Genomic DNA, 13,153 nt, shown 5'->3' on the forward strand with positions numbered 1-13,153 from the left:
TTTTGAGCTCATGTCTAACTGATGAATTAGATGTCTGTTAATTTAAGGGTTGATACAAAAATGAGAACTCTTTCACTTATAGTGGTGTTGCTGCTTAGGGTGTATCTGTACTGTTTTGGGATAGTGCACTCGGTGGCATGCAAATGGGCCGCACTCCTCTTCGAAACTTTTGAAAAAAGAGATAACGCTATCGTCTGATGGCTCCTTAGGCAGGAAGTTATAGCCACGTGGCGGGTCTCCATATATCAGCCTTCCTGATATAACGGCTTGTTTTGTTTCTCCTTGGTCAATATAGTCCACGATATAATCCACTTTCTCAGTCAGCATTATTCCATTAAAAACATGCTTTTCAATCGAAGCCTTTTTATACCGCCTAATTGATGAGCGTTGCTTGGGAGGCTTGCATTTAACTATGCATGATCCGGTATTAAGGGCAATGGTTGTGTTTTCTATAGAATAGTCTGGGCGAAAAGGGTGACCGTCAATGCGAATATCTGAAAAATCCTCAGTTTCAATATTCAAGACATCGTATGGCGAAATGGTCGTCGGCTCTGTAGCTGAATAGAGTGTGATAATGATTTCACCATTAACTATTACATAGATTTCTCGAATTGGAACGTGGTTGTCTTTCTTGTTGTACAGTGCAATTTTCGATATTCTAGTATTGCCGTAAGTGCTAGAGCTGATGGTGTATATCGCAGTTACAGAGATTCTTATTTTTCTTATCCCCAGCCATATAGCTATTATTGACGCTATCGCTATAAGGATTGAGTTGGAGAGCTCAATCGGGTTTTTTGTGAATTCGCTTAACATGGCAATCTCTTTATTTTATGACAAAACGATTAAGATTTTATTGTTTTTCTTGCAAGTGGGTCAAGGTTGTAATCTTGAGGGCTAGTGTCAATGACGATTAGCGTTAAGGTATAGTCTAGCGTTCGCAGACATCGATCGCGAGGGCCGTACGATGGATCAACATGTAGAAGCATTGTCGACGCTGCGATAGATTGACGGCCGTCAAACGTTTGAATCGGATGGTCTCATGCCTTATCGAGTTATACGCGCAATAGCACCCATTGCCTTGTTGATGTTCTCTTCCTCTGCCTCGGCCGACATGACGATCGGCAGTTGGAACCTCCTTCACCTCGGCTGGAACAACGGCAAGCGCATCGACGCTGTCGCCGACGTGGCGCGTGGCGCCGACCTCTGGGCTCTGCAGGAGGTGATGAGCGACGACGCAGTGAGCGATCTCGAGCACGAGCTCGAACGGCAGACTGGCGAAGGTTGGTCCTCGATGACGTCCAATGCTGTTGGCCGCAGCTCGTATACCGAGAGCTATGCGTTCGTTTGGCGCGACAGCGCGGTCGACTATACCCAGGGCGCAGTGAGCTATCTCGATAGCGCCGACAACTTCGCTCGGGAGCCGTACCTCGCTGAATTCCGGGACAGGGACAACGGCGACACCGTCTCGATCGCCACGGTGCACATCACCTACGGCGACGGCCGGTCCGATCGCACTCCAGAGATACGCGACCTGGCGGGAATCTGGGAATGGATGCACGACGTCTACCCGGGTAGCGATCGCCTCATCACCGGAGACTTCAACATGCCGCCCACCGATGCGTCATGGACGCCACTGCGTGACGCTGGCGCCCGGCCGGCGATCACCAGTGGCGCAACCACGCTCAGCGAGTCCGACGGCGTCTACTCAAGCCTCTACGACAACTTCTGGTTCGATCCCGACGCGCTCGACGTGGGTGCTACCGGCATCGTTCGTTTTCCGCAGATGCTGGGTATCGATCACGTCACAGCTCGCGACATCGTTTCTGATCATGCACCGATCTACCTATCGACCGGCAACGCTCAAGCGGGATTCAGCGAAGTCGAGGAGATGAATGATGTCACCGACGAGTCGTCGAGCGGCTCGGCGTGCATCGACTTGAACACGGCTTCCGCGGAGAGGCTGGACGCGCTACCGAATATAGGGCCAGCGCGAGCGCACGACATCATCGATGGCCGTCCCTGGAGGAATGCTGGCGACTTGACACGCATCAGCGGTATTGGGTCGGCCCGAGCCAGCCAAATCACCGACAGCGGACTGCTCTGCTCGACGCTCTAGCCAAAGAGATAGACGCGCTCTCGACTCGGTGCGCTTGGAGTACCGCTACTTGTCGTGGCGTTCGAGCGTCGGCCCCATACCAGAAGGGTGAGACGACAACCTTTCGGCCTGCGAGTACAATTCCGCCGTCCTTTCAAAACCGCCGGCCGCCATCACTTTTCGATTTGGGTACAAGGTCGGGTACAAAAGCGAGATTCAATCGTATGGCAGAACGCCAGATAGCAGAAGCGGCGGCGCTTCGCAGAACATTTGCCATCATTAGTCACCCGGATGCGGGTAAGACCACCATCACCGAAAAGATGCTGCTGTTCGGCAACGCCATCCAGCTCGCGGGCTCGGTCAAGAGCAAGCGCGACGACCGCCATACGACGTCGGACTGGATGAAGATGGAGCAGGAACGCGGTATCTCGGTGACGACCTCGGTGATGCAGTTCCCCTACAAGGATCGTATCGTCAACCTGCTCGATACGCCGGGTCACGAGGATTTCTCCGAGGACACCTACCGCACCCTCACCGCGGTCGACTCTGCGCTGATGGTGATCGACGCCGCCAAGGGCGTCGAGGATCGCACCATCAAACTGATGGAGGTCTGCCGGCTGCGTACCACGCCAATACTGACCTTCATCAACAAGATGGATCGGGAGACGCGGGATCCGATCGAAGTCATGGACGAGATCGAGACGGTGCTCAACATCCATTGCGCCCCGATGACCTGGCCGATCGGCATGGGCAAGGAGTTCAAGGGGGTCTACCACCTCTATAACGACGTGGTGCATCTCTACAGCCACGGTCAGGGCAACCGGATTCCGGACGACAACCGTATCGAGGGGCTCGACAATCCCGAGGTCGAGCGCGTGCTGGGCGAGTACGCGGCCGATGCACTCAGAACCGAAGTGGAGCTCGTTCGCGGCGCCTCGCATGAGTTCGATCTCGAGGCCTACCGCCGCGGTGAGCTGAGCCCGGTCTATTTCGGCACTGCCATGGGCAATTTCGGCGTCCGTGAGATGCTCGACGGCTTCGTCGAATGCGCGCCCGCGCCGCAGCCGCGAGAGACCGATACGCGCGAGGTGGTTTCCGACGACGGACGCTTCTCCGGCTTCGTCTTCAAGATCCAGGCCAACATGGACCCGAAGCACCGTGACCGGGTGGCGTTTCTGCGGATCTGCTCCGGGAAGTACGAGCGCAACATGAAGATGCGCCACGTGCGCACCGGCAAGGACGTCAAGATCGCCGACGCCTTGACCTTCATGGCTTCCGATCGCGCACACGTCGAAGAGGCGTGGCCTGGCGATATCATCGGTCTGCACAACCACGGCACCATCCAGATCGGCGACAGTTTCACTGCAGGCGAGGACATGCGCTTTCTGGGCATCCCGCATTTCGCACCGGAGCTCTTCCGCCGCGTGCGACTGCGCGACCCGCTGAAGATGAAGGCTCTCCAGAAAGGGCTTCAGCAGCTCTCCGAGGAGGGGGCGACTCAGGTCTTCATGCCGCTGGACAACAACGATCTGATCGTCGGCGCGGTCGGTACGCTGCAGTTCGACGTCGTCGCCCACCGCCTGAAGGAAGAGTACAAGGTCGATTGCATCTACGAGCCGGTGAACGTCAACACGGCGCGGTGGATCTTCTGCGAAGACGCCAAGAAACTCGACGAGTTCAAGCGCAAGGCGAGCCAGAACCTGGCCTATGACGGCGGCGACTATCTCACCTACCTGGCGCCGACGCGGGTCAACCTGCAGATGACCCAGGAGCGCTGGCCCGATGTCGTCTTCCGGGCGACCCGCGAGCACTGACGCGTTTGCGCTGAAGGCCGGTGCGCACCCGGGCGAGAGGCCAACTTGTCGGTCGGCGAGAAGTGACCCATCCTCCATGACAATATCCAGGACAACAGCGTCATCAACCGCCTCGACGACTCACCATGTCGTCGTGGCATTCGTGCCGGGTGTCGGCAAGTAACGGGAGGAACGGCGGTGGCTTCAAAATTCTTGAAGGAGTTCCGCGAGTTCGCGGTCAAGGGCAACGTCGTCGACATGGCGGTAGGGATCATCATCGGCGGCGCGTTCACGCTGATCGTGCAGAGCCTGGTCAAGAACGTGATGAACCCGCTGCTGGGTCTGCTGATCGGCGGCGTGGACTTTTCCAACTTCTTCGTGACGCTCAAGGAGGGCGCCACCCCCGGCCCCTATGCGTCGCTCGCGGCGGCGCAGCAAGCAGGCGCGGTCACGCTGGACTACGGTCTTTTCCTCAACGCCGTCATCAGTTTCGTGATCGTGGCTTTCGCCGTCTTCCTCCTAGTGCGCACCATCAACCGCCTGAAGCGAGAGGAAGCGATCGAGCCCAAGGCGCCGACGGACAAGGCCTGCCCGCGCTGCTTCATGACGATTCCCATCAAGGCGAGCAAATGCGGCCACTGCACCGCCGATCTCGAAACGGGCGAGCCCGCGACCGCCGACAAGACGCTTTGACGACCGTTCACCGGCGAGCGGTTGCATGTCATGAATGACAGCTTTCTGTTCGATGCCCACTGCCACCTCGACTTTCCCGAGTTCGATCACGACCGTGAAGCAGTGTTCGCTCGAGCGCGGCAGGCCGGGGTGCGTCGTTTCATGGTGCCGGGCACGACACGGGCACGCTGGCCCGACGTAACGTCGCTGGCCGAGCGAGAGGGTGTGGTGGTGTCGCTAGGGCTTCACCCCTATTTTCTCGATGAACACGGAGCCGACGATCTGGAGGCGCTGGAACGCGCGTTGGCGAACGATTCGCGGATCGTGGGTATCGGCGAGTGCGGCATCGATGCGCGGTTCGAGCAGACGCTCGATCGGCAGTGGGTGATCTTCGAAGCACAGCTGCAGCTCGCCAAGCGCTTCCGGCTCCCCGTCGTCGTGCACTGCGTTCACGCCGACGATACCGTCGCCAAGCGATTGAGGGAGCTCGCGCTACCGGCTGGCGGGCTCGTCCACGCCTTCGGCGGAAGTCCCCAGCAGGCTCGGCGCTTCATCGATCTCGGTTACACCCTGGGTATCGGGGGCAGCGTCACCTATTCCCGTGCCCAGCGACTTCATCGGAGCGTCGCGTCGCTGCCCGACGATGCCTTCGTGCTCGAAACGGATAGCCCGGACATGCCGCTCAGTGGCCATCAGGGGTCGCGCAACGAACCCTGTCGACTCGCCGCTGTCTGCGAGCGGGTCGCCGAACTGAGGGGGCAGAACCCGGCGGAGGTGGCGAGACATACCGCGCGCAACGCCCGCCGGCTGTTCGGATGCCAATCCGAAGGATGAATCCAGAGTCTGGAACGCTCAGCCCTCGACCAGCGTTTCCGGATCGAGACGCTCCAGCGGGTAGGGCAGGGGGTGGACGCTGACCGCTCGCTCATCGAGGTAGAGCGGCTCGGACTCCTTGCCGGTATTGAGAATGATCAGGGCAAGGCACTCATCGCCGTCGGCGCTCTCGATGGCCTGAAAGAGTTCACCCACGCGCTTGCCAGCGGCATCGCGTATTTCGGCACCCGGTAACGGCGGCGTCGCACCCGTGAGCGTCGCGATCTGCAGGCGACGTTTCACCTGACCGCGAAAGTGAGCCCGCGCCACGATCTCCTGACCGGTGTAGCAACCCTTGCGGAAGCTGATACCGCCCAGCGCTTCCCAGTTGAGCATCTGTGGCAGGTAGCCGTCGCTGCGTTCGGCATTCAGCCAGGCGATGCCCGCCGCGATGTCCTCCCGCTTCCAGAATCGATTGCCGGCGGCGGGGAGATCGATCGCCAGGCGATTCCACTGCGCGATGGCGTTCGCTTCATCGAGCGCGAATAGCCAGCGTGGCCGCGGCCCGGGGTGACGAAGTGCCAGGCCCGTCGGGTTCTGGCGCATCTCCCAGGCGCGCGCCGGCAGCTCGGGGAGATCGGTCAGTGACAGGGATGTCGGCTCGCCCACCACGCCGAAGAGCGCAATGTCGTCACGCCGAGTGAGCGTCGTCTTGTAGAAGGGGGCGAACTTGTTCAACTGCTGGGCCAGCGGTTCGGCGAGTGACACGTCGAGCAGTAGCCAGTATCGATGCTCGGCGACCTTGAGTACCTCGGCGTTGGCGATCATCCGCCCCTTGGGCGTGGAGAAGGCGGTCAACGGGGCAAGGCGGCCGTCGGCGTGCTCGACGTTGGCACTCATCTGCCCCTGCAGGAAACGTTCGGCATCGACGCCTTCGCACTCGAGGATCTTGAGATGACTCAGCGGCGTGAGCCACGCAGTCGTCGCGGGGTCGAGGCGATCGTCCTCGGGAAAGCGCCAGTCGTGGCCCGGTTCCAGCGTGCCCTGCTGTGCCTTGAGGTGTGCCATCCAGTCGTTCATGCAGCTATCTCCCTGCTTGAATGGGTGCGAGTCAGTGCCTCTGAGATGGTGACACATGCCACGCAATGCAACGGCCCGAGTCGGCCCGGGCAGAAGCCGGTTAGCGTGCTATTCTGGTGAGTCGTTTTCATTCCGGCGAGCCGTGCGCTTGCCGTCAGCCAAGTGAGCCCAGCATGTCACAGATCAATCTCGCCCTAGAGGGCCTCTCCACACCAGAGGATCTCAACCGGGTCACCACCGCGCTGATGATGGTCGACGGTGTCGAAACCGTGGATATCGGTCGCGACTGGGCAGAAGTGGACGGCAACGTGAGTCGCGCGGCGCTCATCGAAGCCGTAGCGGCGCTGAAAGGCGGCTTCGCAGCGCGCTGATGGCGGTATTTTCCTGCGACGAGCGAGCGGCGAGCCGCTTCAGGCGTGTTTCGTTCGGCGTTCTTGAAGATCAACGGTTTGGACCCTAATTCATGAGCATGGATAAACCTTTCAAGATTCAGTCGAATTATCAGCCGGCCGGAGATCAACCTGCAGCGATCGAAGGGCTGATCAAGGGATTGGGAGCGGGCCTATCGCATCAGACATTGCTGGGTGTCACGGGCTCCGGCAAGACCTTCACCATGGCCAACGTGGTCGAGCGCCTGCAGCGCCCGACCATCGTGCTCGCGCCCAACAAGACACTCGCGGCACAGCTCTACGGCGAGTTCAAGAGCTTCTTTCCTGACAACGCCGTCGAGTATTTCGTCTCGTACTACGACTACTATCAGCCCGAAGCCTACGTCCCGTCCTCGGATACCTTCATCGAGAAGGATGCCTCGATCAACGATCACATCGAGCAGATGCGGCTGTCGGCGACCAAGGCGTTGCTGGAGCGTCGGGATGCGCTGATCGTGGTCTCGGTATCGGCGATCTACGGTCTCGGCGACCCGCAGCAGTACATGAAGATGCGGCTGCATTTCAACCGTGGCGAGCAGATCGACCAGCGCAGTTTCCTGCGCCGGCTGGCGGAGCTTCAGTACACTCGCAATGATGCCGATTTCCGCCGGGGTACCTACCGCGTGCGCGGGGATGTCATCGACGTTTTCCCGGCGGATGCCGAGGACGAGGGTGTGCGTGTCGAACTCTTCGGTGACGAGATCGACTCGATCCGGCTATTCGATCCGCTGACGGGGGAGGTGCGCGGGCAGGTGCCGCGGATGACCATCTACCCCAAGACTCACTACGTCACGCCTCGCGATACGATTCTCGGCGCCATCGATTCGATCAAGCAGGAGCTGGCGGATCGTCTGGAGTACCTGCGCAATCATGAGCGCCTGGTCGAGGCACAGCGTCTCGAGCAGCGCACGCTCTACGACATCGAGATGATGCTCGAGCTCGGCTACTGCAACGGGATCGAGAACTACTCCCGCTATCTCTCGGGGCGTGACCCGGGGCAGGCGCCGCCGACCTTCTTCGACTATCTGCCGGACGATGCGCTGCTATTCATCGACGAGTCCCACGTCAGCGTTTCTCAGGTCGGGGGGATGTACAAGGGCGACCGCTCGCGGAAGGAGACGCTGGTCGAATACGGTTTCCGACTACCTTCGGCGCTCGACAACCGACCGATGAAGTTCGAAGAGTGGGAGGGCATCGTTCCTCAAACGGTGTTCGTCTCCGCGACACCGGGCAATTACGAAGCCGCACATGCGGGCCAAGTGGTCGAGCAGGTGGTGCGCCCGACCGGGCTCGTCGATCCGGAAATCGAGGTCCGGCCGGCATCCACTCAGGTCGACGACCTGCTCTCGGAAATTCGCTTGCGTCTCGAAGTCGGCGAGCGGGTACTGGTCACCACGTTGACCAAGCGCATGGCGGAGGATCTGACCGAATATCTCGACGAGCACGACGTGCGGGTTCGCTACCTCCACTCGGACATCGATACCGTCGAGCGCGTGGAGATCATCCGTGACCTGCGGCTCGGTAAGTTCGACGTGCTGGTCGGGATCAACTTGCTGCGCGAAGGCCTGGATATTCCCGAAGTGTCGCTGGTCGCGATTCTCGACGCCGACAAGGAGGGCTTTCTGCGCGCCGAGCGCTCGCTGATCCAGACCATCGGTCGTGCGGCGCGAAACGCCCACGGGAAGGCGATTCTCTATGGGGATCGCATCACCGATTCGATGCGGCGTGCCATCGACGAAACGGAACGACGTCGCGCCAAGCAGATCGCCCATAACGAAGAGCACGGTATCACGCCGCAGACCGTGACCAAGTCGGTCGCCGATATCATGGAAGGGGCGCAGGCGCCGGGGCGCAAGGGCAGCCGCAAGCGCACCGAGCAGCTGGTGGCCGAGGCGCCGGGCGAGTATACCCAGGAGGCGCTACGCGACATGAACGCCACGCAGCTCTCCAAGGAGATCGGCAAGCTCGAGGACAAGATGCACGAAGCGGCGCAGAACCTGGAGTTCGAGCGTGCGGCCAAGCTGCGTGACCAAACGCAGACGCTCAAGGCAAGGCTCCTCGAGCTGGGCTGATCCGCGCATTGGCCGACCCAAGGAGGGGGGATGCCAGAAGGACCGGAAATACGCCGCGTCGCGGACCGACTCGGCAAAGTGCTCGTCGACGCGCCGCTGACGCGGGTCTGGTTTGCGTACCCGGTCCTCGAGGCCAGCGCCGAAGCCCTAGCCGGTAGTCGGGTGACGGCGGTGGATAGCTGGGGCAAGGCGCTCCTCACGACGTTCGCTTCGGGCCAAGTGCTTTATTCCCATAATCAGCTTTACGGCGTATGGCGAATTCATAGAGCAGGGCAGGAGCCGCGGACTCGCCGTGTACTTCGGGCGCGACTCGAGACGACGACTCACGTCGCCAGTCTGTACAGCGCCTCGGACATTTCGCTCTGGACGATCGATACACTGCACGAGCAGCCGTTTCTGGCGCGTTTGGGCCCCGACCTGCTCACGCATGACGTCACGGTCGCGCAGATCGACGAACGCTTGAATGCGCCAGCCTTTCGTCGTCGAGGGTTGGGAGGGCTGTTGCTCGATCAGCATTTCCTGGCGGGTATCGGTAACTATCTGCGCTCGGAAATCCTTTTCTATGCGGGGTTGCCACCGAAAAAGCGAGCGAGTGATTTGACCGTCGATCAGCGCTGGCGGCTGGCAGAAGAGATACTGCGGACGACCCACCAAGCTTACCGTGAGGCCGGCGTCACCAATCGTCCGGCCTGGCGTGAAACGCTGCAGCGCGCGGGGGCGACTCGGTCACGCTGGCGCCACGCCGTGTTCAATCGAGCAGGACTCGCCTGTCACGCCTGTGGCGACCAGATTCTCAAAGAAACCATCGCCTCTCGACGCCTCTACCGCTGTCCTATCTGTCAGCCCGACTGACATCGGCGCTTCCGTGAGGGAATTGTGGGTCAGCGCTTTTGGTATTTATACCGTTATCTTTTGCTGCAAAAAGAACTATCAAATTCGAACTTTGAGTGCAGTAGAATATGCGCACCTGACATAAACGGCCCGTACCCCAGGATAAAACGAGCCGTCCGTGACCCGAAGGAGAGCCGAGCATGAGCGTGATCCGCGAGCAGGATCTTGTCCAAAGCGTGACCGATGCGTTGCAGTACATCTCGTACTACCACCCTAAAGACTTCATCGATGCGATGAACGCCGCGTACGAACGTGAAGAGAACCCGGCGGCACGTGACGCGATCGCCCAGATACTGATCAATTCGCGGATGTGTGCAACCGGTCATCGCCCGATCTGCCAGGACACCGGCATCGTCACGGTCTTCGTCCATGTCGGCATGAACGTGCGCTGGGAGACCGACAAGAGCCTCGACGACATGGTCAACGAGGGGGTACGCCGCGCCTACACGCTACCCGATAACGTTCTGCGCGCCTCGGTTCTCGCCGATCCGGACGGGGCGCGGCGCAACACCGGCGACAACACGCCGGCGATCATTCATCACAAGCTGGTGCCTGGCGACACGGTCGAGATCCATGTGGCGGCGAAAGGGGGCGGCAGCGAGGCGAAATCGAAATTCGCCATGCTCAACCCGTCGGACAGCGTGGTCGACTGGGTTCTCGAACAGCTGCCGAAGATGGGAGCCGGCTGGTGCCCGCCCGGTATGCTCGGCATCGGCATTGGCGGAACCGCCGAGAAGGCGATGGAACTCGCCAAGGAATCGCTGCTCGACCCGATCGACATCCAGGCACTCCAGGCGCGGGGCGCCAGCAACCGAGCGGAGACGCTTCGGCTCGAGCTCTTCGACAAGGTCAATCAGACCGGTATCGGGGCGCAGGGTCTCGGCGGGCTGACGACCGTGCTGGACATCAAGGTCAAGGATTATCCCACCCATGCGGCCAACAAACCGGTCGCCATCATTCCCAACTGCGCCGCGACGCGCCACGTGCATTTCACGCTCGACGGGAGCGGGCCTGCGGTGCTGCCGGCGCCGAAACTCGATGACTGGCCGGAAATCACCTGGGAAGTGGGCGAGGGCGTGCGCCGGGTGGATCTGGACAGCCTGACCCCCGAGGCGGTTCGAGAGTGGCAGCCGGGCGATACCGTGCTGCTCTCCGGCAAGCTGTTGACCGGTCGCGACGCGGCCCACAAACGCATGATCGATATGCTGGAGAAGGGCGAGCCGCTGCCGGTGGATCTCAAGAACCGGTTCATCTACTACGTGGGTCCCGTCGATCCCGTGGGCGACGAGGTGGTCGGTCCGGCGGGCCCCACCACGGCGACGCGAATGGACAAGTTCACGCGCCCGTTGCTCGAGAGCACGGGGCTACTCGGCATGGTCGGCAAGGCCGAGCGCGGGCCGACGGCCATCGAGGCGATTCGTGACAACAAGGCCGTCTATCTGATGGCCGTCGGCGGCGCCGCCTACCTGGTGGCACAGGCGATCAAGAAGGCCGAGGTCATCGCTTTCGACGATTTGGGTATGGAAGCGATCTACGAGTTCGAGGTGGAGGACATGCCGGTCACGGTGGCCGTTGACCATCGAGGCGACTCGGTGCACCAGACCGGGCCTGCCAAGTGGAAAGAGATCATCGCCGAGCGCCTCTGATACCGCTGCGCGAACGTCGGCAGGCCGACTTTTCGTCCAGGCGAGCCGGCCGCCAGCGACGACGTCTCGAACGTGGAACGCCAGGTGCCTGTGGGGCGCCTGGCGTTTTTCGGTATGATGCTGTGTGGGTTGAGCAAATTGCCAGGGAGCGGGGCGTGTCGCGAGCGTACAGGGAATGACGGACATGAGTTGGATCATTGGGGCGCTGCTGGTGATCTCGCACATCGCGGGGGTGCTTACCGCCATCGTCGCGCTCATGTCGAGCCGAACCTCACAGGGCGCGGTGGCCTGGATCGTGACGCTGATCTCCTTTCCCTATTTCAGCGTGCCCATCTTCTGGACGTTCGGGCGGCCACGATTCTACGGCTACGTGTCGGCACGAGGGGAGCGCGATACCGTGCTTCGCCAGGTGCTGCAGCGCTATCGGGGCCACATGGAGTCCTACATTTCCCGCCCCGAATCGGTGAGCGGGCGTATCCGCGCCGTCGAACAGCTGGCGATGATGCCAATGACCCGCGGTAATCGGGTGGATCTGTTGATCGATGGTGAAGCGACGTTCGACAGTCTCTTCGCGGGAATCGATCAGGCCGAGGACTACATCCTCGTTCAGTTCTTCATCATACGTGCCGACGAGATCGGCATGGCTTTCAAGCGCCGGCTCATTCATCAGGCCGAGCACGGCATCAACGTCTACTTCCTCTACGACGAGATCGGCAGTCGCGGTCTGCCCGGCGGCTATCTGCGAGACCTGGAGGAAGCGGGGGTTCGCGTCACGGCGTTCAATTCTTCGCGTGGCTGGCGTCATCGGTTTCAGATCAATTTCCGCAATCATCGCAAGATCGTGGTCGTCGACGGCCGCCTCGGCTGGACCGGCGGATTCAACGTCGCGGACGAATATCTGGGGCGAGTCGAGCGCTATGGTCCCTGGCGCGACACGCATCTTCGGTTGCAAGGGCCGAGTGTGCTCGCCCTGCAGGAAGCGTTCTGGGAAGACTGGTACTGGGCGACCGGCGACATCCTCGCGCTCCACTGGATTACTCACGACGTCACTGACGCTTCACAGCACGTGGCGATCGTCCCTTCCGGACCCGCGGACGGACGCGAGACCGCGAGCCTGCTGATCCAGCACGCCATTCACGGTGCGCGTCACCGGCTCTGGGTGACCAGCCCCTACTTCGTACCCGACCACGGGGTTCAGGATGCCTTGACGCTTGCCGCGCTGCGCGGCGTCGATGTGCGCGTGCTGATTCCCGAGCGCCCGGATCATCTGCTGGTCTTTCTATCGGCCTTCGCTTTTCTGCCGGAAATGATCCGCAACGGCGTCAAGATCTATCGATACCAGCCGGGGTTCCTTCACCAGAAGACGTTGCTCGTCGACGATCACACCGCCATGGTGGGCACGGTCAATCTGGACAATCGCTCCTTTCGACTCAACTTCGAGGTGACCGCGTACGTGCCGGACAAGACCTTCGCCGCCGAGGTGCAGGCCATGCTGGAGCGGGACTTCTCGGTGAGTCGTCAGGTGACCGAACGGGAACTCGCGGAGCGCGCGCTGTGGCGCAAGGTGGTATCACGAGCGACCTACCTGCTGTCGCCCGTGCAGTAGCGTCGACGTGGCGACGTCGCGCGGCAACGAGAAACCGGGCATCGAACTGGGGACAGT

The 13,153-nt window shown here is 60.8% G+C and carries 11 protein-coding genes; 9 read left to right on the plus strand and 2 right to left on the minus strand.

The features are described from left to right. Positions 1-72: 72 nt before the first annotated feature. On the minus strand, positions 73-813 hold the full coding sequence (locus DOM33_RS16080; protein ID WP_162617857.1) for a hypothetical protein: 741 nt from the start codon (positions 811-813) through the stop codon (positions 73-75). A 298-nt stretch (positions 814-1,111) separates the two neighbouring features. Between DOM33_RS16080 and DOM33_RS01600 the strand changes: the two genes are divergently transcribed. The 4 genes from DOM33_RS01600 to DOM33_RS01615 all read left to right on the plus strand — a co-directional run bounded on the left by DOM33_RS01600 (position 1,112) and on the right by DOM33_RS01615 (position 5,394). Then, positions 1,112-2,116 carry a helix-hairpin-helix domain-containing protein gene (locus DOM33_RS01600; RefSeq protein WP_239495223.1) on the plus strand — a complete coding sequence of 335 codons (1,005 nt, stop codon included), beginning with the start codon at positions 1,112-1,114 and terminating at the stop codon, positions 2,114-2,116. 203 nt (positions 2,117-2,319) lie between these two features. Beyond that, positions 2,320-3,909: a peptide chain release factor 3 gene (locus DOM33_RS01605; RefSeq protein WP_110665225.1), complete on the plus strand. Its 1,590-nt coding sequence runs from the start codon at positions 2,320-2,322 to the stop codon at positions 3,907-3,909. Between the two features lie 177 nt (positions 3,910-4,086). Continuing rightward, a complete protein-coding gene (mscL, locus tag DOM33_RS01610) occupies positions 4,087-4,581 on the plus strand; it encodes a large conductance mechanosensitive channel protein MscL (protein ID WP_110665227.1) in 495 nt (164 codons plus the stop codon). Between the two features lie 30 nt (positions 4,582-4,611). Continuing rightward, positions 4,612-5,394, plus strand: coding sequence for a TatD family hydrolase (locus DOM33_RS01615; RefSeq protein ID WP_110665229.1), 783 nt, complete (start codon positions 4,612-4,614; stop codon positions 5,392-5,394). An 18-nt stretch (positions 5,395-5,412) separates the two neighbouring features. Here the strand turns inward: DOM33_RS01615 and ygfZ are convergent, their stop codons facing one another. Beyond that, positions 5,413-6,453, minus strand: coding sequence for a CAF17-like 4Fe-4S cluster assembly/insertion protein YgfZ (gene ygfZ, locus DOM33_RS01620; protein ID WP_162617858.1), 1,041 nt, complete (start codon positions 6,451-6,453; stop codon positions 5,413-5,415). A gap of 173 nt (positions 6,454-6,626) precedes the next feature. On the opposite strand from ygfZ, the gene DOM33_RS01625 reads away from it, so the two are divergent. The 5 genes from DOM33_RS01625 to cls all read left to right on the plus strand — a co-directional run bounded on the left by DOM33_RS01625 (position 6,627) and on the right by cls (position 13,096). Next, a complete protein-coding gene (locus DOM33_RS01625; RefSeq protein WP_110665232.1) occupies positions 6,627-6,824 on the plus strand; it encodes a hypothetical protein in 198 nt (65 codons plus the stop codon). A 98-nt stretch (positions 6,825-6,922) separates the two neighbouring features. Continuing rightward, positions 6,923-8,953, plus strand: a complete 2,031-nt coding sequence (gene uvrB / locus DOM33_RS01630) for an excinuclease ABC subunit UvrB (protein WP_110667415.1) — start codon at positions 6,923-6,925, stop codon at positions 8,951-8,953. 30 nt (positions 8,954-8,983) lie between these two features. Further along, entirely contained in the window at positions 8,984-9,805 is an 822-nt protein-coding gene (gene nei, locus DOM33_RS01635; protein WP_110665234.1) for an endonuclease VIII, read from the plus strand. A gap of 179 nt (positions 9,806-9,984) precedes the next feature. Next, complete coding sequence (locus tag DOM33_RS01640; RefSeq protein ID WP_110665235.1) at positions 9,985-11,490, plus strand: fumarate hydratase; 1,506 nt, start codon at positions 9,985-9,987, stop codon at positions 11,488-11,490. A 175-nt stretch (positions 11,491-11,665) separates the two neighbouring features. Further along, the gene (cls, locus tag DOM33_RS01645) at positions 11,666-13,096 is read left to right on the plus strand and encodes a cardiolipin synthase (protein WP_110665238.1); all 1,431 of its coding nucleotides are present in this window, start codon (positions 11,666-11,668) and stop codon (positions 13,094-13,096) included. The last annotated feature ends 57 nt before the right edge of the window (positions 13,097-13,153 follow it).

Origin of the sequence: Salinicola halophilus, assembly GCF_003206155.1 — a bacterium.
Taxonomy (GTDB): domain Bacteria; phylum Pseudomonadota; class Gammaproteobacteria; order Pseudomonadales; family Halomonadaceae; genus Salinicola; species Salinicola halophilus.

Excerpts from the sequence above, each read along its gene's own strand:
- DOM33_RS01625 (WP_110665232.1), top strand. The coding sequence starts at position 6,627 with ATGTCACAGATCAATCTCGCCCTAGAGGGCCTCTCCACACCAGAGGAT.
- DOM33_RS01615 (WP_110665229.1), top strand. The coding sequence starts at position 4,612 with ATGAATGACAGCTTTCTGTTCGATGCCCACTGCCACCTCGACTTTCCC.
- nei (WP_110665234.1), top strand. The coding sequence starts at position 8,984 with ATGCCAGAAGGACCGGAAATACGCCGCGTCGCGGACCGACTCGGCAAA.
- ygfZ (WP_162617858.1), bottom strand. The coding sequence starts at position 6,453 with ATGAACGACTGGATGGCACACCTCAAGGCACAGCAGGGCACGCTGGAA.
- DOM33_RS16080 (WP_162617857.1), bottom strand. The coding sequence starts at position 813 with ATGTTAAGCGAATTCACAAAAAACCCGATTGAGCTCTCCAACTCAATC.
- DOM33_RS01640 (WP_110665235.1), top strand. The coding sequence starts at position 9,985 with ATGAGCGTGATCCGCGAGCAGGATCTTGTCCAAAGCGTGACCGATGCG.
- DOM33_RS01605 (WP_110665225.1), top strand. The coding sequence starts at position 2,320 with ATGGCAGAACGCCAGATAGCAGAAGCGGCGGCGCTTCGCAGAACATTT.
- uvrB (WP_110667415.1), top strand. The coding sequence starts at position 6,923 with ATGGATAAACCTTTCAAGATTCAGTCGAATTATCAGCCGGCCGGAGAT.
- DOM33_RS01600 (WP_239495223.1), top strand. The coding sequence starts at position 1,112 with ATGACGATCGGCAGTTGGAACCTCCTTCACCTCGGCTGGAACAACGGC.
- cls (WP_110665238.1), top strand. The coding sequence starts at position 11,666 with ATGACGGACATGAGTTGGATCATTGGGGCGCTGCTGGTGATCTCGCAC.